The 20,450-nt window shown below is 52.3% G+C and carries 18 protein-coding genes; 7 read left to right on the top strand and 11 right to left on the bottom strand.

All coding sequences use genetic code 11. The features are described 5' to 3' along the window. Nucleotides 1–7: 7 nt before the first annotated feature. From JMJ04_RS04740 to JMJ04_RS04755, 4 genes are all read right to left on the bottom strand, one after another. Nucleotides 8–1,234: a sensor histidine kinase gene (locus JMJ04_RS04740; protein ID WP_201369399.1), complete on the bottom strand. Its 1,227-nt coding sequence runs from the start codon at nucleotides 1,232–1,234 to the stop codon at nucleotides 8–10. 87 nt (nucleotides 1,235–1,321) lie between these two features. After that, nucleotides 1,322–2,314: an MBL fold metallo-hydrolase gene (locus JMJ04_RS04745; RefSeq protein WP_201369400.1), complete on the bottom strand. Its 993-nt coding sequence runs from the start codon at nucleotides 2,312–2,314 to the stop codon at nucleotides 1,322–1,324. Between the two features lie 18 nt (nucleotides 2,315–2,332). Further along, nucleotides 2,333–3,673, bottom strand: a complete 1,341-nt coding sequence (locus JMJ04_RS04750) for a PAS domain-containing sensor histidine kinase (RefSeq protein ID WP_201369401.1) — start codon at nucleotides 3,671–3,673, stop codon at nucleotides 2,333–2,335. Nucleotides 3,674–4,003: 330 nt separating this feature from the next. After that, on the bottom strand, nucleotides 4,004–6,244 hold the full coding sequence (locus tag JMJ04_RS04755) for an ATP-dependent Clp protease ATP-binding subunit (RefSeq protein ID WP_201369402.1): 2,241 nt from the start codon (nucleotides 6,242–6,244) through the stop codon (nucleotides 4,004–4,006). Nucleotides 6,245–6,849: 605 nt separating this feature from the next. On the opposite strand from JMJ04_RS04755, the gene JMJ04_RS04760 reads away from it, so the two are divergent. Both JMJ04_RS04760 and JMJ04_RS04765 read left to right on the top strand, forming a co-directional pair. Beyond that, entirely contained in the window at nucleotides 6,850–8,061 is a 1,212-nt protein-coding gene (locus tag JMJ04_RS04760; protein WP_201369403.1) for an acyl-CoA dehydrogenase family protein, read from the top strand. 32 nt (nucleotides 8,062–8,093) lie between these two features. Next, nucleotides 8,094–8,801 (top strand): histidine phosphatase family protein, encoded by a 708-nt coding sequence (locus JMJ04_RS04765; protein ID WP_201369404.1) that lies wholly within the window; start codon nucleotides 8,094–8,096, stop codon nucleotides 8,799–8,801. A gap of 118 nt (nucleotides 8,802–8,919) precedes the next feature. Here the strand turns inward: JMJ04_RS04765 and JMJ04_RS04770 are convergent, their stop codons facing one another. From JMJ04_RS04770 to JMJ04_RS04795, 6 genes are all read right to left on the bottom strand, one after another. Continuing rightward, nucleotides 8,920–10,290: an RNA-guided endonuclease InsQ/TnpB family protein gene (locus tag JMJ04_RS04770; protein ID WP_201369405.1), complete on the bottom strand. Its 1,371-nt coding sequence runs from the start codon at nucleotides 10,288–10,290 to the stop codon at nucleotides 8,920–8,922. A gap of 34 nt (nucleotides 10,291–10,324) precedes the next feature. Beyond that, nucleotides 10,325–11,707: a baseplate J/gp47 family protein gene (locus JMJ04_RS04775; protein ID WP_201369406.1), complete on the bottom strand. Its 1,383-nt coding sequence runs from the start codon at nucleotides 11,705–11,707 to the stop codon at nucleotides 10,325–10,327. 61 nt (nucleotides 11,708–11,768) lie between these two features. Next, nucleotides 11,769–12,197, bottom strand: coding sequence for a hypothetical protein (locus JMJ04_RS04780; protein ID WP_201369407.1), 429 nt, complete (start codon nucleotides 12,195–12,197; stop codon nucleotides 11,769–11,771). Then, complete coding sequence (locus JMJ04_RS04785; protein ID WP_201369408.1) at nucleotides 12,194–12,937, bottom strand: FG-GAP repeat domain-containing protein; 744 nt, start codon at nucleotides 12,935–12,937, stop codon at nucleotides 12,194–12,196. The genes JMJ04_RS04780 and JMJ04_RS04785 overlap by 4 nt, the downstream gene beginning before the upstream one ends. Continuing rightward, entirely contained in the window at nucleotides 12,937–13,359 is a 423-nt protein-coding gene (locus JMJ04_RS04790; protein ID WP_201369409.1) for a hypothetical protein, read from the bottom strand. The genes JMJ04_RS04785 and JMJ04_RS04790 overlap by 1 nt, the downstream gene beginning before the upstream one ends. 48 nt (nucleotides 13,360–13,407) lie before the next feature. After that, the gene (locus JMJ04_RS04795; RefSeq protein ID WP_236037909.1) at nucleotides 13,408–13,905 is read right to left on the bottom strand and encodes a hypothetical protein; all 498 of its coding nucleotides are present in this window, start codon (nucleotides 13,903–13,905) and stop codon (nucleotides 13,408–13,410) included. 319 nt (nucleotides 13,906–14,224) lie between these two features. Between JMJ04_RS04795 and JMJ04_RS04800 the strand changes: the two genes are divergently transcribed. From JMJ04_RS04800 to JMJ04_RS04810, 3 genes are all read left to right on the top strand, one after another. Continuing rightward, on the top strand, nucleotides 14,225–14,428 hold the full coding sequence (locus tag JMJ04_RS04800; RefSeq protein WP_201369410.1) for a helix-turn-helix domain-containing protein: 204 nt from the start codon (nucleotides 14,225–14,227) through the stop codon (nucleotides 14,426–14,428). A 204-nt stretch (nucleotides 14,429–14,632) separates the two neighbouring features. Next, nucleotides 14,633–15,061 (top strand): hypothetical protein, encoded by a 429-nt coding sequence (locus JMJ04_RS04805; protein WP_201369411.1) that lies wholly within the window; start codon nucleotides 14,633–14,635, stop codon nucleotides 15,059–15,061. Nucleotides 15,062–15,739: 678 nt separating this feature from the next. Next, the gene (locus JMJ04_RS04810; RefSeq protein WP_201369412.1) at nucleotides 15,740–16,717 is read left to right on the top strand and encodes a tetratricopeptide repeat protein; all 978 of its coding nucleotides are present in this window, start codon (nucleotides 15,740–15,742) and stop codon (nucleotides 16,715–16,717) included. A 513-nt stretch (nucleotides 16,718–17,230) separates the two neighbouring features. On the opposite strand, the gene JMJ04_RS04815 is transcribed toward JMJ04_RS04810, so the two are convergent. Continuing rightward, complete coding sequence (locus tag JMJ04_RS04815; RefSeq protein ID WP_201369413.1) at nucleotides 17,231–18,118, bottom strand: helix-turn-helix transcriptional regulator; 888 nt, start codon at nucleotides 18,116–18,118, stop codon at nucleotides 17,231–17,233. A gap of 148 nt (nucleotides 18,119–18,266) precedes the next feature. Here JMJ04_RS04815 and JMJ04_RS04820 point away from each other — a divergent pair, with 148 nt between their 5' ends. Together JMJ04_RS04820 and JMJ04_RS04825 are read left to right on the top strand one after the other, a co-directional pair. Beyond that, entirely contained in the window at nucleotides 18,267–19,001 is a 735-nt protein-coding gene (locus tag JMJ04_RS04820; RefSeq protein ID WP_201369414.1) for an SDR family oxidoreductase, read from the top strand. A gap of 206 nt (nucleotides 19,002–19,207) precedes the next feature. After that, complete coding sequence (locus JMJ04_RS04825; RefSeq protein WP_201369415.1) at nucleotides 19,208–20,356, top strand: transposase; 1,149 nt, start codon at nucleotides 19,208–19,210, stop codon at nucleotides 20,354–20,356. Nucleotides 20,357–20,450 lie beyond the last annotated feature (94 nt).

Here is a 20,450-nt window from a genome sequence, read left to right on the forward strand (position 1 = left end):
AAGTTAGCTACTTCAGAGGTAATTCGACGAAGAACTCGCTGCCCTGGCCGGGCTGGGATTCGCACCAGATGCGGCCTTCGTGACGCTCGATGATCTCTTTGGAGATGCTCAGGCCCAGGCCCAGGCCCTTTTTCGTGGAGGCTTCGGCGTCAGGAGTACGATAAAAGGTGTCGAAAACTTTTTCGAGTTGATCGGGGGCGATGCCTTTACCGTGATCGCGCACATGGATCAGCGCCTTGCGCCATTTGCGCTCAACACAAACCTGGACCACGCTCCCCTCTGGAGAATACTTGACCGCGTTCCCCACAAGATTGATCAAGACTTGCTCGATCCGATCTCGATCTACGCTCACCATGACCTCTTTTGGCGACAGCTTTAGCTCTATATGCCGTCCGGTGAGCAAATTCTGGTCATCAACCACCTGCTGGCAAAGCTCATTAATGTTTAGCTTACTCTTGTTAAGTGCCATTTTACCGGTACGCAGACTGCTGACATCAAGTAACTCTTCAATGAGCGTCGTCAGGCGCATCGTCTGTTCATTAATGCGCTCCAGGGCAGTATGCATATCGCTCACATTCATCTCGCCATCCTGCTTGGCCAGGCGGCGCAGAGCCAGCTGGGCCTGGCCGCGAATAGTGGTGATCGGCGTCTTCAATTCATGAGAGGCGATGGAGAGGAAGCGATCCTTCGTTTGATTGGCATCTTCGAGTTTCTGGTTACTGACTTCCAGCTCTGCGGCATACTCTTTCAACTCTTGCTCGGCTATCAAGGTCTGCCAGCGCGCACGCTCGCGCTGGGACGTGATGATGGCAATCGTAATGCCAGAAATGAAGAATGGGAGGATTCGTAGACCATCCTCCCAATGTTGCCAGCTAATGCTCTGGTTATAACCGATAAAGAAGTAATCAATATAGAGTGCGCCCAGCAGCACCGTAAAGAGCGAGGGCATGGTACCCCAGAAGGTGGCAATAAACAGCACGGGGAGCAGAAGCAGCGAACCCGCGAAATAGATTCCGCCCCCGCCTATCCAACCATCAAGGGCTTGCTGTCCCCAGCCAAGCAGGCTCACGAGCAAGATGCTCAGGAGATAGCCAATCAGTGGGTGACGCCATAGTGGAAGGGAAGCAGTAAAATTTCTTCGTAATTCCGCCCGCTGCTCGAACGTCATTCGTCGAATACGCCTTCCCTGGTGATCGATATATGTATCTTTTTGTGTTGACTTCGTGATCGCCATCCGCTCTATCCCTATTGGAACGCCTCTGCTCTTCTCAATTATCAACTCCTGAAAGTCATTTTCCAGGAGTTGGATTGCGTTGCTTTATTATATCCTTGCCAGGCGCTCATTTTCTACCTGCATACTCGCCTCTTGCATGCGCGCATCATGCATCGCAATTAAAGGTACCTCTGGATGAGAACGTGCAAAGTGATGAAGCTCTAACAATGTCTGTAAGGCCGTAGCTTTATCGCTCGTCACACCATTCCAGAAGAACGGGTGTGGTGTCGTTGGATAGAGGTAATTTTCGGCCACATGCGCGGCATCGCCCAGAAAGAAGAGACGAGCACCATTGGCGCGATTGATGAACATACCAGTATTGCCAGGAGTGTGACCCGGCAATGGGACGAGCACGATAGAGCCATCACCAAACACATCCAGACTGGAACGGAAACCTTCATACGAAGGCCCCTCCAGGTCAAAGCAGGTAAGAGGGCTACCCTCCATCAGACGCCATACCAGACCCTTATGGAGGGGAATCACACCTTGTTTGGCTGCATCAAACTCGACGCGATTGACGCGCAGCGGCACACCTACTATATCGGGAACGCCGCTGACATGATCCCAGTGCAGGTGCGAGAGCAACACAAAGTCCAGGTCTTCCGGTTTTAGGCCCTGCTCATGTAAGGCCCCACTCAGTGTCTGTTCTACTTTGAAGCGTGCCAGCGTCTGGCGAAAAGTCAATGGCTGATCCTTCAGATGCTGATAGATATCGCCACTCAAGCCCGTATCATAGAGGAAGGTGCCCTGAGGGTGCCGGATCAGGACCGAACTGTAAGCAATCTTTCTCGGCTTGAGCGAGAGCGAGCCACGAACCATGACCAGCTCAGGCCAGAAGACGCTTCCACAGCGCAAAATATGAACATCCACGTCGGGTAGCTGTTGGTCCCACTGTTGCTTCTCAGTACCACTCTCCCCGGCGGGCAACAATTGCATGTTAAAACGAGGAGGCATCAAACTTTTGATCGCCGCCCCAACACCGAGCGCTGTCAGCGATACTGCTCCCCAGGCTAACCACTTATTCACTCGCTTTGACTGCATTCTTTTCTCCTGGCATAGCTAGATTAACTCCCGGTGTGCCAGTGGAAGCTCAAACCAGAACGTTGATCCTTGACCGGGAATACTCTCTACACCTACATGCCCATGATGGTGCTCTATAACTGTCTGGCTGATGTAGAGTCCCAGTCCCAGCCCAACGCCAGAACCGCTTAACACCCGGATCTTTGGACATTGATAGAAACACTCCCAGACACGCTGCTGCTCTTCCACAGTAAGACCCTGCCCTTGATCGCGCACCTCCAGGCGCACGCACGCTCCTGCTCGCTGAAGAGATAGAGCAATCTCCTTGTCGGCGGCCGAATACTTTAAGGCATTGCGTAGATAGCTATTTATTACCTGGGAGATTCTTCCCGCATCAGCAATAACTGTCAGGGTATCGTCTGAAGAGAGTTCTTTATGTATTGTACGTTCAGGGTTGACCTTTTGTTGCTCACTGACAACCTGCTCCACTATTGCGCGCACATCGCATTCATCTTGCCGCAGGTAGGACGCAAAGCGCCCAGACTGAATCCGCGAGATATCTACCATGTCACTTACCAGGTTGGAAAGCACACCGATCTGACGCTCGGCACGCTCCATCAGGTCGCTGGCCATCTTAATCTTATCAAATGTCTCTGTCTCATGTATATCCAACTGTTTCATAGCCGTCTTGAGGCGTCGCATCGCCAGTTGAACGTTGACTTTAATCGCAGTCAATGGAGTACGTAACTCATGGCTGGCAACACCAATAAACTCTTCCAGACGTTGGGTCGTGGCATGCAAAGTCACGACCTGATGCCGTGTCTCCTCACGCGCACGCAGGAGATGCTGCCGCTCGCTAATCAGTACAGACGTCTCTCGTGCCAGATCACTCTCTTGTATATCAGGGAGGGCAGACTCTAAGTGCTGGGACATTTCTAACTCTTCACGCTTGCGCTCATCAATGTCGGTGCCGATAAAGATCCACTCCCGCACCTTGCCATACTCACCCAGAACGGGAATGGCACGTACACCAAAATGGTGGTAGATACCATCAAAGCGCTGGATACGATATGCAAGCTCATACGGCCTCCCGCTGAGGGAGGCGCTTTGCCAGGCATGCTCCACCCACTGTTGATCCTCGGGATGAACCATCGCTTGCATATCTTGATGGCTCAACCGCCTGCCGTACTGCCCGGTATAAGCATGCCAGGCTTCCATCTGGCGCTCCATAGCCCCTTCAGCATCCACTACCCACACCATTTGCGCTAATGCCGCAACCAGAGAACGATAGCGCGCTTCGCTCTCGCGGAGTTGCCGCTGCAAATCGTTTACTTCCACGCTTTTATATTGTCCCCGTTCAGGGCTTTTGTCTGCCATCATACGATGCTGCCTTTATTCTTCAACTTCAAAAGTTTTGATATAGACATTTTTACCACCGCCCTAACCCGCTTATGACCACCCTCACCTACTCCTCCAGGCACCTCCCAGGCCCAACAAAACCTCCCAATTTTATAGAGACGTACAGATTATCATGCCTAAATTTTCTGCCAAAAAAGGGAAGTTTCTTTCACTTGCTCTTTACACGGCTGAGTTCTCAGAATAGATGCAAGCAACCTCTTTTCCCCAGGGATAGAACTCTGTGCCAAAAAGCCAGGCGACCGGGAGGATTCCCGGCCACCTGGCTTTTTCTTATCTGCGGCTTCGCCTGTGCTAGGCGTTATTTTTCACCGCCTCGTAGGGGCGAACAACGATTTTCTTATCTTCCACATCGACGTATACCGCCTGGCCACTGACGATTTCACCTGCCAGCAAGGCGTCTGCCAGCGCGTCATCGACATAAGACTGGATGGCTCGGCGTAATGGGCGAGCACCATACTCCTCGTCGAAGCCTTCCTCAAGCAGGAAGTCACGGGCGGCATCACTGACCACCAGCTCGATCCGCTGCTCGCTCAAGCGTGAGCGAACCTGGTCCAGCAAGAGTTCAACGATGCTGTAGAGCTCTTTCTTGGCCAGCGAGTTGAAGACAACGATCTGGTCGATACGGTTGATGAACTCAGGGCGGAAGACCCGCTTGAGACCCTCAAACGCCTTCGAGCGCATCGCCTCTTTCTGCTCCTCGCGCAGAGACTCACCCTTCTTGATGGTGAAGCCAATGTTCGCGGCCTTCTTCAGGTCTGAACCGCCTACGTTACTGGTCATGATCACGACGGTGTTCTTAAAGTCGACCGTGCGACCCTGACCATCGGTCAGACGACCATCATCCATGATCTGCAACAAGGCATTGAAGACCTCAGGATGCGCCTTCTCAACCTCGTCAAAGAGAATAACACTGTAGGGGCGACGGCGTACCTGCTCCGTCAGCTGACCACCCTCGTCATGCCCCACATATCCGGGAGGGCTACCAAACAGACGCGAGACGGTATGCGGCTCCATATACTCCGACATATCGAAGCGAATGATGTGGTCGGCACCACCGAAGAGTTCAGCGGCTAGAGCCTTCGCCAGTTCGGTCTTACCAACACCAGTTGGACCCAGGAAGAGGAAGGACCCAATTGGGCGCTTCGGATCTTTGAGGCCAGCACGCGAGCGGCGAATCGCACGCGCCACGGCTGAAATCGCCTCGTCCTGGCCGATAACATGCTTGCGCAGGTCCAGCTCCAGGTGACGCAGGTTCTGACGCTCGCTCTCCAGCATCTGGCTCACCGGGACGCCAGTCCAGGTCTCTACGACCCTGGCGATATGCTCAGGGGTCACGATGAGTGAGACTTCATCCTGAGACTTACCACGCGCCTCGCTCAGCTTCTCCAGCACCAGGAGTTCTTGCTGGCGCATCAAAGCCGCATGCTCGTAGTCTTCCGCGTTCGCCGCCGCCTCTTTCTGAGCCTGAATCTCTGCCAACTCTTTCTCGAGGTCAGCAATCAAAGTTGGACTCAAGATGCCCTTCTCGGTCGCCTCCAGGCGCAGGGCGGAGCCGGCCTCGTCCATGACGTCGATAGCCTTATCAGGCAGGAAGCGATCATTGATATAGCGATCAGACAGCTTTACCGCGGCCTCAATAGCCTCATCTGATATACCAATGCCATGGTGGGCCTCATAATTGGCGCGCACGATATGCAGCATATCGATGGCTTCCTCAACATTAGGCTCGCTCACCATAATTGGCTGGAAGCGGCGCTCCAGGGCAGCATCCTTCTCAATATGCTTGCGGTACTCGTCCAGGGTAGTAGCACCAATACAACGCAACTCACCGCGTGCCAGGGCAGGCTTGATCATATCACCCGCGCCAACCGCACCCTCAGCCGCGCCAGCACCAACAACAGTATGCAATTCATCAATAAAGACGATTGTATCGGGATTATCGCGCAATTCTTCCAGAATAGATTTGATACGCTGCTCAAACTGACCACGGAACATCGCACCTGCGACCATACCGCCAATGTTGAGCGAGACAATGCGCTTGCCACTTAGATTGGGTGGAATATCGCCCGATTGAATGCGGCGCGCCAGGCCCTCAACGATTGCAGTTTTACCAACACCTGGCTCACCAATCAGGACAGGATTATTCTTCTGCCTGCGACCCAGGACGGTAATCATGCGGCGTAGCTCTTTCGCACGCCCGGCCGCAGGATCAAGTTTCCCCTCAGCCGCTTCAGCCGTCAGATCGCGACCATATTGATCAAGCGTGGGAGTCTTGCTCTGCTTCGGCTGCCGTTCAGCCGTCGCAGTATTGACACTCCCCTGACCACCCGAAGCTTTCTGTGAACCGCCCGAGAAACCAAATGGGAAGGGAGCACCTGCAATATCCATATTATCAATGCCACCCATCTGGCCCATCGCGTTCATCAGTTCGTCAACGCACGACTGGCACAGGTAGTGCGATTCGCGTCGCCCGTCAACCATCTGATCTACACGAACACGCGCGGGATTCTTTCGACAACGCTCACATTTCATTATTTATATGCTCCTCATCTTTTCTCAAGATAGGGGGATGATTCCCTTCGGTTAGTAGTTAGCAATTGGTTCGTCTGACTGCTAAAAGTATAGCATATTCTTTTTGCTCTGTCTAGCACTCTTGCGACTTGATTGCTAACTCACCATTTATAACAGCGACTCCGTTGGTATTATTCCCGGTATAGCGTTCACTTCCGGCAATGTTCCTGACACACTCTTTGGGATGCTATTTCAAGGTGTCACAAAACATTTCACATGTGTACCCACAATAACGCCAGGCTTACTATGCTTATTCCCTTCCATGATTGCTCCCCGCACATGCTCACCGCCAGATTCGGCTGCTTCAGTAAAACGAGACCGATAAAAGTTACTTTCTTCTTTTACGAACATAGAGATGGAAAAGATACGCAACTATTCCCTCTAGTAAGAAAGACGCTGCTCGCACCAAATATATGCGGCTGCTCCTGAGAGCTATTACATCAGAATATTATCGGCATATCTCTTTCCTTCAACATCCTACGCCCTTATCACAAGAGACGCATAGGATGTGATATATTCAAAAAGTATGGTAATGTCGCCAAGCAAGACAAAGGAGATCGAGGGTTATGGATTTCGCCTATTCGGAGAAAGTCGACGCTCTACGACAGCGCCTGACTAACTTTATGGAACACGCTATTTATCCCAACCAGCAACTCTATAAAGAACAGATCGCGGCCTCAGGCAATCCTCACCATCACGCGGAGATCGTTGATGAACTGAAAGAACGTGCGAAGGCAGAGGGTCTCTGGAATCTCTTTCTGCCCGACACTGAATACGGAGCTGGCCTGACTAACCTGGAGTATGCGCCCCTGGCTGAGATTATGGGTCGTGTCAGTTGGGCATCGGAGGTCTTCAATTGTGCGGCCCCTGATACTGGAAATATGGAAATTCTTGCTCAGTTTGGTACCGAGGAGCAACAACAACGCTGGCTGCGTCCCCTCCTTGATGGCGAGATTCGCTCAGCCTTTGCCATGACGGAGCCAGATGTCGCCAGCTCTGACGCGACCAATATTCAACTGACCATCATGCGCGATGGAGACGACTACATACTCAATGGGCGCAAATGGTGGATCTCGGGGGCGGCTCGCGAACGCTGCAAAATCTTTATCGTCATGGGAAAGACCGATCCCCAGAACCCAACTCGCCATAAGCAGCAAAGTATGATCCTGGTGCCACGCGACACCCCTGGACTGACCGTGGTTCGCAACCTGCCTGTCATGGGCTATATCGATAATGAAGGCCACTGCGAACTGCGTTTTGAGAACGTGCGCGTTCCTGCCAGCAACCTCCTCGGTGAGGAGGGGAGCGGCTTTGCTATCGCTCAGGCACGCCTTGGGCCCGGTCGCATTCATCATTGTATGCGCTCCATTGGTACAGCCCAGTACGCGCTTGAACTCCTCTGCCAGCGCGCGACACAGCGCGTCGCCTTTGGCAAACCGCTGGTCGAGCAGGGAGTTATTCAGGAATGGATCGCACAGTCGCAGTTGGAGATCGAGCAGGCGCGGCTGCTCACGCTGAAAGCAGCCTGGCTCATCGATACTCAGGGCAAGAAGGCTGCGAAAGATGCCATTGCCATGATCAAAATCGTGGCGCCCGAGGTACATACCAATGTCGTCAGCAGAGCCATGCAGGTCTTTGGGGCTGCGGGTCTCAGCGATGATTTTCCGCTGGCCTCCCTCTGGGCGCATGGACGCACGTTACACATTGTGGATGGGCCAGATGAGGTTCATAAACGCACCCTGGCACGCTCCATCATCCATCAGCTTGCACAAGACTAACTTATCCATCTACACCGTAATAAAGGACCATTATGGAGAGCAACGTACAGCAAGACCCGTTTCTTGTCCATCGCCAGCACGCGGCAGAGCTCTTTCTGATCCGCCATGGGGATGCGATCCCCGAGGCGGACGAAATTATTCCCAGTGGCGTGTATGATAATCTGCCCTTGAGCAAGATCGGGCGCCAGCAGGCCCAGGCACTGGCCGCCCGCCTGAAGAACGGCCATTTTGACGCGGCCTATAGCAGTCCCCTGAGACGCTGCCAGGAGACTGGCGCACCGCTTCTGGCTGAGCTAGGGCTACAGGCCACTATCGTAGAACAGCTCAAAGAGATTCGCCTCGACGACCTGGTTCCCATTCCAGAGATCCCCGAAGGGGCTGATCTCGCCATGCTGACCCAGGCACTACATGAGCGCCAGGACAAGATCGTGCGTATTGCAGGTTCCTCGGGCAACTGGGATGCCTTCGCACACAGCGAGTCATCGAAGGCCTTCCGCCAGCGCGTGGTCCAGGCACTTGACGAGATCGCGAGTCGCCATCTTGGGCAGCGCGCGCTCATCTTCGCCCATGGGGGCGTCATCAACGCCTACGTCGCCGAGGTCCTGGGACTGGAGAAAGAGTTCTTTTTCCCCTGCGCCAATACCTCGCTCACCCTCGTACGCGCCCCAGGAGACACACGTATGCTTTATATATTGAACGATATCGCACACCTGAGTATCCCCTCCGCCCAAAACTCATAGGAAAATACCAATGCCAGTAGAGCGATATCGCTCTACTGGCATTGTGAGTGTTACTATGCGCCCCCTACTATGCGCCCCCTACTATGAGCCCCCTACTAGGAACCATAGAGGAAACATTCTATAATGAAGCTGTCAATGACCTCCGGCTAGAAGCCGGAGGCTGCTTTGTTACCTCTGGACTCCACCGCAATTCTGCATACCTTTGCAGGCGTGCAGCTTTGGCTTCACGGTCCGAGGCATCAGGGGTGATTGACAAGCACCCCGTCCTAGCCCAGTCCTGCCAGACCAGGAGCGTTCTCATGGTGATATTCCTCGCGCCTATCAGATCAGCATGCAAGCAGTACTGACACTGCTTGCACACGAACAACAACCCTTTGCCTGGGCGGTTTGCGCCAGCAGTGTGTCCACACATGGGACAGGCTTTTGAGGTGTAGTCCGCATCCACCTTCACGGCGAGCGATCCGGCAAGCGTGGCCTTGTAGCTCAGAAGCGTGTGCAGTTCGGCAAAGGACCACTGCGAGTAGACCCGATTGGTTTTGCGGGCCTTTGCAGACACTGGTTCATAGCCTTTGCCATTCTTCTTGCGTTTGCGCTTGCGGCGTTTGGTGCGCTCTTGGATATCCGTCAGGTGCTCCAGTCCCATGAGTGTGTGTGGGTGCTGCTTGATGATCTGTTTGGCGAGGGTGTGATTGGCTTGCAATTTCAACCGTCTCTCTCGCTGCTCGATGCGTCTCAAGCGACGTGTCGCGCCACGAGTGCCTTTTTTCTGCAAGCGTTTGCGTAAGCGTGCGTAGTGATTGGCTTGGTGTCGTACTCGTTTCCCAGTATGAAAGCTGGCTTTTCCTGTTGTTGTCGAAGTCACAGCCAGGTACCGAATGCCCACGTCCACCCCCACGACCTCTTGTAACTGGGCAGGGGTGAGATCAGGCATTTCTATGGAGAGGGACACGAGCAGGTAAAATTGCTTCTTTGGGCGGTCATACCAGAGCTTGGCATCCCCAATGGTGGCCCCCTCTCGAATGAGCGCGAGGTGTTTGTTGTATCCCTGGTAGGGTACGCTGATACGTCCATTGAGTGTGCCGATGCTGACCCGGCTGTCTCGCTGAAAGGTGTAGTCGCGCTCGTAGGTGTACTGTACAGTCGGAGACACGTAGTGTGGTGGCTGGTCCAAACCCTTGAAGCGTTTCTTGGTGATTTTTGCCCGGCGATGCTCCGCATTCTTCTTGAGCTTGGTCCAGAGTCCCTTGTACGTGGCGGCGACCTGGCGTTCCACGCTACAAGCCAGTTGCGAGGGCAGATGATAGCGCGTGCGTAGCTCGGCATACATCCCTTTGTGCAGTTTGGTCACACTGCTGGTTTTGCCATGGTCAAAGGCATACTGACTCACCGCGTTGAGGGCATCACGATACGCCAGTTGCGTGTGGCGCAGGGCCTCAACCTGCTCTGGCGTGAGTATGAGTTTGAGTTTCGCGGTGATGATCTGTTTCATGCTCGCTTGCTTTCACGTTGCCTGTCCATGTATGTCAGTACGTCAGGAACAACAAACGAAGGTGGTCAACACCTGGAAGGGAGGCATCATTCGAGAAGGACACCAATTGTATCCCTGCATGTGCAAGGAGGAAGCGCTTGGCCTGGGCCTGGCTCTTGCCTGCAATGCTGGCCTTGAGGCGCTCCTGCTCGGCCTGGGAGAACTGATAGGCCCAGGTCTGGGTTCCTGTCACCTGAATGGTCGTTGTGGTTCCCTGTGTAGTGGTCGTGATGTGAACGTCTCCGCTCGGCGTGTACTCGGTTCCTAGTTGCTGTTTTGCCTGGGTGGTGAGTGCCTGGGTGAGCAACGTTTGTAGGGCTTGTGTCTGGTAGACGATGCCTGTACATGTCTCGTCGAGAGTCACATGTACGCTTGCTGCGTCCTCTCCTGGTTGGTGATCGGCACTTGTTTTTGACTGGCAGTGCAAGGGGGTCACAAGCGTTTCGGTGCTCTTGACCTGCGTTTGGAGGGCTGCGGTGGTGCTCTGCTCTATGCTCGCTTTCAGGCTTGCGCCTGCGGCGTCTAGATCGTGCTGCGTCACGCTCTGGTAGTCGCGTGCCTCCTGCCCTCCACTGAAGGCGGTATTTGCTGCAAGCACGTTGGCACGGCAACAAGGCCCGTAAACGTCCGAGGCTTGTATGTTGCCTTCGGGTCCGCTCTGGACCGCGTGAGCCGTGACCGTAGCCCGCCCATTGGTTGCCAGGGTTCCAGCGGGTATGCTTGCATCTTGATCGGTGATGATTTGCACACCGTCTGCACCCGTTAAAAGCGTCTGGGCAGGGACCGTCTGCGGGTAGGTTGCTGTGTTATAGAAGGTAATGTATCCGTGTGCGCTCTGGGCGTCCTGGTGCGCTTTCCCCGTGGTGGGAATGGTGCGCTCCTGGCTCATCGTCACGATGGGAAGAAGCCGTCCTGGGACCTGGCTCTTCTCGGCGTTTTCTCCAATGGTCGCCGTCAAGCGGGTTTCCAGGGTGCGTGAAACAGGAACGAGTGTCACCGTGGTGGTCGGTGTCCAGAAAGGCGACACATATAACAGCCACCCGACAACAAGCGCACAAGCGCATAGGATGCCGCTGAGAAGCACAAGAGGGCGGGTATGCTGTCTTATCCACGGTAATGATGACCCTCTCCCTCCTGGTTGTGGCTCCTGGTCGATGGGTGGGACACTATCAACGACGTTGGCGGGTTCCTCTGCCTCTGGCTCTGCTTGTGGGTACACGTGGATCTCAACGTCCCATTGCTGGCGGTTGGGGTCGTACTCCTGGTTGGCTTCAATGTGGGGAATATCGTCGGTGGTATACGCCTGTTGGTTCTGTTGCCGCTGGTCAAGGTCATGTAAGAGCTGGTCAAGGTCGTTTTGTAGCTGTCGGTCTTGCATGGGTTCCCTCCGAAAAGAGAGGGAAGAGCACATCATCATGGTACTCTTCCCTGAAGAAACACTAAGCGTGTGTGGTGCCATCCCACGGTGCTCTACAAGTGTCGAGTGGTCCGGCACAAAAGGTCATGTAGTAGGCAATATCTTGGGTATGCTCGTCGAGCTGGTCAAAGAAGCTCTCTGGGACGGTTCCCCGCCAACGGATGACGATATAGCCATCGCCTGACGGGTTCGCCTTGCCATAGGAGATGAGAACCGCTTGGATGGGACGCTCGGCCTGGAATGTGGTTTGCTGGTTCAGGGCAAGGGTGGCTGTGATCGTCTCTTTACAGGCGACGACCACATATTCATCCTCTCCGCTAAAGGTGACGCCCATTAACTGGTTGACTCGGTGTGTCAACATGCGAAGCGTTCGGCGTGTTCCCCTGGGGTCGTTCTCCTGAGGTCGTCGTGGCCGTTCGGCCTGGATGGGGTATGCTGGTGTGACGATCACTTGTTCACCTCCTTCATGGGAGTAGCACTAAATGTGTCGTTCTCGTTCTTGAAGGCGACGTTTTGCCCTTCAACAGAAACAATCATGTCCGGCTTACCGTCTCCATCCAGGTCTTTGAAGGCCACCTGTGCCGGGGTCAAGTCTTGCCCACTTCCAAGCAAGTTCAATCCCGTTTTATAGAGGTGGGTCTTGCCTGGGTCGCCTGCCGCGATTTCAATGACCATGATCTGACCATGTAAATTCAGCACAATGAAGTGCGATGGGTTCGCGCTGCTATCGTGGTTATGGCCCACAACAGCGTCCGTCTGGTAGGTGCGGGGGCATCCATAGTGCAGATCATCTTGCCATCCCTGCCACGCCTGCTGTCCCATGTTAATGCCAAGCCATCCCCCAAACATTGTGAGAACCACGATTCCTCCATAGAGAGGCCAGCGGGGAAAGTGAAATGGCCTGGGGGTCCCAATGGGCAACAGTGGTGGCTGCTGATGCGACCTCTGCTGCCTGGGTTGGTCGTGAACATGTATCCTCACCCGGCGCGTTGCCTGTTCGTCTGCCTGGATCTGGGTTAATGCGTAGGTAGGCTGGCGTACCACACTCGTACGGGTGCGTGTGTCATACAAGGCGTCTTCGTCAATGTGCTCCTGGGTGTCGATCTCCTCCCGGTGTGCTCTTGTCGCGCGATTGCCACGGGGGAGCGGCTCGGTCGTTTCCAGGTTGAAGCGATAGCGAGAAGGGCGCACTAGCGTTCCCTCCTCTCGTCGCATGCAAGTTTTGGGGCGTTGGCTTGTTCCTCTCGCTTCTGCATCGCATATTTGTAAAACTCTTCGTTCCAGCCGCAGACATAGCCATAGCGCCAGATTGCCGGGCGTAAGGTGTCATACATGGCCCATTGCAGGGCATTCTCTACGTCCTGGGCCACGATCTCGCGATTTTCAAAAGCCAGGGCAATAAACTCGGCTCGTCCTGATTGAACTCCGTTGTGAAAAGCTGGATCGGCACAGATAAGAATGGTATCAATGTCTGTATGCTCTGTCTCGTCTGTCAGCTTAGGTGTATCCTTTGAGTAAAGATCACACGAGGTACCGACATGCTGTCGTGAGGTGCCTTGCCGTTGCACATCCTCATAGAAACGTGAGGTGATTCCCAATCTGTTCTGCTTCATGCGTTTCCTCCTCTGGCCCCCTCTCTCTCGTTGTTGAGTTGAAAACAGCTAGAGATACTTTCCTGTTACGTGATTGGTTGCTTCTTGCGGGGTCAAAAGCCCCTCGTTGACGTACTGAGTGACTTGAGCAATGCTGCTCTGGTCTTCGTGACACGGGCAAGAGGGGTCAGAACAAAACGGATAGGTGATGCCGTGGCGTTGGTTGTCATTGAGGATCACAGGAAGGAAGTTATCTCCGTAATGAGTAGGTACCTCAGAGCGTCTGTCCGGTGAATCAGAGAAAGGCTCTTGAATGAAAGAAGACGTTTCAAGCAAGCCTTTTACCCATCCAATGACCCAGCCGGTATTCTCATAGGTCGAAGCAGGAAAGGCGAGCAGGCGATGAATCAGGTACTCGTAGAGATCATGCTGGCTCAGAGAGGGTTGCTCGTTTTGATAGGCCTGGTATCCCATCTGTACGCCGCGAAAGAAGGCAATGTTTGAAACAGTAACTGGTGCATCCATCGGATGGCCAGTTCGTGATTCCGTTGAGGCCCGTTGTGACATACGTCATCATCTCTTTCTTGACTGCGGAGCCTCTATACGCTATGCTGAGCACAGAGAACTCCGGGACTTCACAAGGTTTTTGTGTGTTCTCACAGACTGACTTTCGTCTGGAACACGAAAGTCAGTCATTTTATTTGTTATCACCTCCTCAAATGAACAATTCCAATTGGGCTTATTTCTATTTGGCGGTTAACGTGCGACTAGGTTTGTCACATTACGACAAAGTATAATATGTGCGACAGCGTTTGTCAATCGTTGACAAGATTTAATAGCAATGTTATTATTCAAGCATCAAATCTGTTCTCATGAGGCATTGCTTGTGGAAGATGAAAATTTTTTAACTATTGAAGAGGCATGTGCTCGCCTGAAAATTTCAAGGCGTACTCTTGAGCGCTACACTACTAATGGTCGCATTAGAAGATACCGGCGTGGCGTTCGTGTATATTACAAATCTTCTGATGTAGAGAAATTAGAGCAAGAACTAGAAGAGTATAAGCCCGAAGATTTGCAAGAAGACAAATAAATATACGGAGAAGGTCATTTGAATGATTCTTCTCTTAAGTATTTTTCACCTTGTTGTCTGTTCTTTAGCATGACAGGCCATGAAGCACTCTGCATTTATTCGAATATTTCACTTTGTAAAAGTTACTTTATGTGTTTGGTTATTTGAGTTTGGAATTGTACTTGGTGAGAGGAAAAGTGGTTTCTACGAAAGGGAGAGGTTGCCATGCCAAATGCACAAGATATCGTGTTCCTCGATGGACACGCTGCCAACGGACCCTGGCCTCTTGAATTGGCAGAGACATTTCTTGACGCTCCAAGTCCAGATCGTGCAGTGTATACTTTTTTGCAACTGGCATCTTGGGTGAATGCTTATAATCGGGAAAAACCCAATCCTCTCAACCCTTTCGATCGCACTGGTGCTTTTGAGGTTGCTAGGCAGATAGAACAAGCATCCTCCTTAACGCAATTTTGTACGCAAGGCTTACTCGACGCACTCTTTTATTTTTATCGCCGCGATTATTGGACCAATGGAGATGGTAGCTCTATTGTTGAGGCGCTTCCCAAACTACGTGAGATTGTGCGGGAGGTCGTACGACGTGTCCGTTCAGACCAGCCTCCTACCTTTATTCTCCCAAATTCGCAGACTTCTTAAATTCGAGGTGTCTTCCGCCGAGTGGAGAGGAATGCTTGAGCCTGCTCGCTGGGCGAGGTCTTGCCTCAAGCTCCCAAGGATGCTGAGTGCCTTCGGCAGCCCATCAACACGTACTAAAAGATGGCAAGACCAACCAAGTCATGGGCGGAATCACTATGAGCCCGCTTCGACCTGATGTACTACAAAGCTCATTGACTTAGAATATGATGAAACCGACATCAAACTCGAAGACTATCGAACTTATACCACTGATCACCCACAAGATTGCTAGGTTTTAGGTATTATTGCCTAGCCAGGTCTAGCAGAGAAATATTATGCAAGCAGGTTACTCTATTCAACGCTGGCATATCTGCTAGAGCTACTTGAACGAGGAATTATCATACGTCGTATCTATACCGTGGCAACAACAGACAGTGGCGATAAGCTAGCACAAGATATGGGCTTTACAAGATTGCCTGGCGAGTGGACACGAGAACACGAAGACTTTAGGCGCCCCTATGTCCTCTACCTCGATGCTAAAGACAGCAAGTCTACTCTCGTGAGAAGATACCTCAAGCACAAAAGGAATCTTGAGAGGAGAAGGAAGCGCTACGAAAAGCAAGTAGCACAAGTAGCACAAGATAAAGAATAAGTAACCACCCCAGAAATATGAAGAAGAATAGCAAGGATTACGCTGACATGCAGAAAGACGAAGTCAAGCATTTAACTCAACAAGGAGATGCTCATTACAAACTTAGGCGTCTCGAAGAGGCCCTCTCCTTATACGATCAGGCTCTCTCCTTGGGTCCTACCTATGCTCCTGCTCACAGCGGGAAAGGATATGTTCGCCTAAGGCAAGAACATTATGATGAGGCTCTCTCCTTCTATGACCAGGCTCTCTCCTTGGATCCAACCTATGCTCCTGCTTACAAAGGAAAGGGGGACGTCTTCCTGAACCGAAAACGTTTTGATGAGGCACTCTCCTGCTATGATCAGGCCCTCTGCTCAAATGCGCACTATGCTCTTGCTTATTGTGGCAAGAGTTACACGCTTGTTAAACTCAAACGTTTTGATGAAGCACTAACCGCCATCGATCAGGCGCTCTCTCTCGATCCTCACAATGCCTTCTTTTATGGCAATAAGGGCAATGTCCTCTGTGATCTCAAACGTTTTAATGAGGCCTTACTGGCGTATGATCAGGCGCATACACTCGATCCTCACGATGTCTTCATCCACTACTGCAAGGGCGACGTGCTTAAAGAACTGAAACGCTTTAATGAGGCACTAACTGCATATGGTCAAGCACTCTCCCTCGATCCTCACAATGCCTTCTTTTATGGCAATAAGGGCCATGTGCTCAAGGAACTGAAACGCTATGATGAAGCACTAGCCGCTTATGATCAGGCCCTCTCCCTCGATCCTCACGATGCGCACACTTATAACAACAAGGGAGATATCCTTCGTAAACTGAAACATTATGATGAGGCGCTGGCTGCTTATGATCAGACGATCTCCCTAGATCCTGACTACCCGCTCTATGCTCTCGCAAGCCACTATAAAAAAAGCATCCTCAATCGAGTAAAGGTTCAAGGAAAAGCTCAAAAAATGCCTGACAGACTCCTAATAGGCAAAGAGTCCCGTTTTTCTGTGCAAAAACGACCGAAGCGATTAGAGTAGTGTGCAAGAAAGGAATGATGAGCGTGACGCCATCATCCTGTATCTACATGAGAGGTCAGAAGAGCAATGATAAAAATGGCAGAACTGGCAGGAGTCGCTCATAATATCGCACATCATTCTGCAAGTGGTTTGAGCTTTCTCTATCCACATTTGGCTCAAGCTCTTCGAGCAGTTGGGGAAGAAACAACAGCCATTGAATTGCTTGTCCAGGATCCGTATCCCCCGAAGGCTGCGGAGGTGCAGCCGCTCCGATTATCTCTTGCTTCGCTCAAAGGAACGGTCCAAAGGATGCTTCAAAAACACGGCTTCCATCAAAATGATATTCTCTCGATTGTTTTGCACATCACTCCCGACCCTCGGGATAGCACCTCTCTCCCTGACACATTTTGAGAATGAGGGAAAAACATCCTGAACGTCGATGTATTATTGCTTCCAGACTCTCGACGAGGGACAAAAGAGGATAAGCGAGTTAGGAAGAGAAAGATTCGCTTAACAACGGCATATACGACGTGTCTATCTCCTCATCAGTGCTTTTGACAGGAGAGAATCCTGCTCACCCACATCATCTTTTTGGAAGCCAAGAAGCCCTCTCAGCTTTTCTTCTGTCTCTGATCCTGGTGCTGCTGAATAGACACAGCACTTGAGATCAGGATCTCCACTGATTTGAAAGCTGGCGATTTCCAGCGTGAGGCGTCCGACTAGTGGATGCTCGATCTCGCGCCACTGTGAACACTGCCTCTGTACGTCCTGTTGCTCCCACGCGAGGCAAAACTCCGGGCTCGCTTGCCGAAGCCGGTCAAGAAACGCTGTGATGCGAGGATCCCCGAGATATTGGCTCGCTGTGGCTCGAAATGACGAGAGCGTTTCTAGAGCGAATGTCTCTCTAGCTGGAAAGCGCTGGCGAAAAGCGCTCTCGGTAAAGAGCAGCCAGAGCATATTACGCTCCTCCTCCGGGATCATCACGAAATCTCCGAAAACGGTGCTGGCCGCCTTATTCCACCCAAGAATGTCTGTCCTCCGTCCGGTAATGTAGGCAGGACTCCACTCCATCAAATCAAGCGTTCTCTGGTAGGCAGGGCTGATTGCCTCAACAAATGGTGGCGGCTCTGGAGGCAAGGGTTGATCAGCGAGCCAAGAGAGGTGGATACGCTCATCTCTGGTCAGTTGCAGCGCATTTGCAATACTTTCCAGCACGCTCTTGGAAACGTGCACATCGCGTCCCTGTTCCAGATACGTATACCAGGCAGTACTGACTCCTGCTCGTTCAGCGACTTCTTCTCGTCGTAGGCCAGGCGTGCGACGACGACGCGTGAGAGGCATGCCCACTTGCTGAGGTGTCAAGCGCGCTCGACGGGTGCGCAAAAATTCGCTCAGTTCCGCGCGGCGTTGTTGCTCATTCATCCCTTCTCCTTATCCAGAAAGAATTTATCCCAGGATAATCTCTTTCTGGTCCCAGAATATCGTACACGGTACACTTATGAACATATCATATCCCACTGCTCAGTCATATGTCATCTGAGCAATGAGAAAGAGAAAGGGTTTTACTCCTATGACATCTCTTACAGGAAAAGTCGCACTGGTAACCGGTGCAGGTCGTGGCATCGGCCGAACCATTGCTGAGCGGCTCGGCGAGGATGGAGCATCTGTGATTGTCAACTACAATCAGAGCGAGAACCTCGCCAAGGAAGTGGTTGATACTATTGTCGCTAAAGGTGGACGAGCTCTGGCTCTACAAGCCGACATCAGCAAACTTTCAGAGGTACGTCGCCTTTTTCAAGAGGCAGAGGATCATCTTGGGCAACTTAACATCCTGATCAACAATGCAGGCATCGGACTCCTTCGACCAACCGCAGAGATGACCGAAGAAGAGTTTGATAGCCTCTTTACGCTCAATACGAAAGGAACCTTTTTCGCTTTACAGGAAGCGGCCCGTCGCATGCGCGATGGCGGACATATTGTAAGCATCTCAACCGGAGCCACCATCGCCATAACCCCAGGCTTTGGGGCATACGCAGGGAGCAAAGCTGCCGTGGAACAGTTCAGCCTGGCGCTCTCGAAAGAGCTGGGGCCACGTGGCATTACCGTCAATACCGTCTTACCGGCTATCGTCGATACTGGCACCTTAGTGCTTCCCGATGAAGTTATTGCACAACTCATTCAGCAGACTCCGCTTGGTCGCCTCGGGCAGCCTCGCGACATTGCCGATATCATTGCGTTCTTAGTGAGCGATCAGGCGCGCTGGATAACAGGGCAAACGCTTCGAGCTGGCGGTGGGCTGATTTAACCAGCAATCTCTCAGTTTCTTTTCTCGTCTTCGAGAATACCTCAGTGCGGGTAGAAGTCTCTGAATAGATACGTGTGCCATACTCATCTATTCGGAGCCTTCCAGCTTTTCCCGCGATGCGAGTTGGTGCAAAAATACCCCCTTGGATGTCAATCACGCATGGTCTCGACCTCCCAAAAAGTAAAAACGTGAGGAGAACACTCTCTTTGAATACGACTCTTGTCCTGTGGGAAGATTGGATGAAGCAAGTAAGTGAGCTATTGCCGAGTGTTCATGGTCATCAGAAGAAGACATTGGCACTCTTTGCCCTTGGAATCGTGCTGTCGGGATGTGCAGTCTTGCAACGGGTAGCCGAACAACTCCACTTACAAGGAATCAGCGAAACAAAGATGACCAGCATTGAACGACGATTGGCACGTTTCGTGGCAAATGCGCGTGTGAATGTGGCGGACACGTGGAACGTGTTTCTTCAACAGGTATTACCGTTCTGGAAAGGGAAAAAGCTGCTCTTTGTGTTGGATGCAACGCCGTTCCGAGAAGATGCCACAATCCTCTATTTGGGGGTACTGGTGCATTCGCGGGTTTTGCCAGTTGCCTGGGCTGTGCTGCCAGGGCAGGAGAAATGGGAGGAAGGGCAATGGGTGATTGTAGAGCGATTGCTTGATCGCGTCTTGCCGTATTTACAGGAAATGGAATGCACGTTGATCGCTGATCGTGGGCTAGCTGGTGAACCGCTCGTGCGGATTTGTCGCGCTCGGCATTGGCATTATCTCTTGCGCATCAGCAAAGAACACACGTGTCAACGCCAAATGAAAAACAAGTGGAGTTCCTGGTGCCGTTTGGATACCTTCGTACATAAAGTGGGGCAACAATGGTATGGCCGAACCAGGGTGTGGCAAGACAAAACGATCGATGCGTTTATCAGTGCATGCTGGCAAGATGGGTGCAAAGAGGCGTGGTTTTTGCTTTCCGATCAAAAAGCGAGTAAGCAATGCGTGGTTACTTACGCCAAACGTATGCGCGTAGAAGCGACGTTTCAGGATAGCAAAAGTCGTGGGTGGAAGATCGAAGCTAGCTGGATCAAAGAGGAGGCTCGACTTGATCGCCTGCTGCTGGCTTTGTTTCTGGCGCTGTGGTGGGTCAGCCATCTGGCTGCTTCCTGCATTCATCATGGCAAACGAAATCAGTTTGATCGGACCGATCGACGCGATAAAGGGATTTTTCGTCTGGGTCGTTTGTGGCTCCTTGATCTCCTCCGGCGTGCCGCATTCTCCCCATTCGGTGCCGCAAGCATTACCAAATGTCTACCTTTCCGTCGAGCCAACCATGGTTGGGCTTTCTCTCTGCGTTTTTAAAATGTGTCAGGGAGAGAGCGGGATAGCACCGGCTCTGTGCTACATACGAGGGCTGTTATCACTGCCAAAAATGGTCGCGTGTATGACTCTGGCT

This window comes from Ktedonobacter robiniae (assembly GCF_016587375.1).
Classification (GTDB): domain Bacteria; phylum Chloroflexota; class Ktedonobacteria; order Ktedonobacterales; family Ktedonobacteraceae; genus Ktedonobacter; species Ktedonobacter robiniae.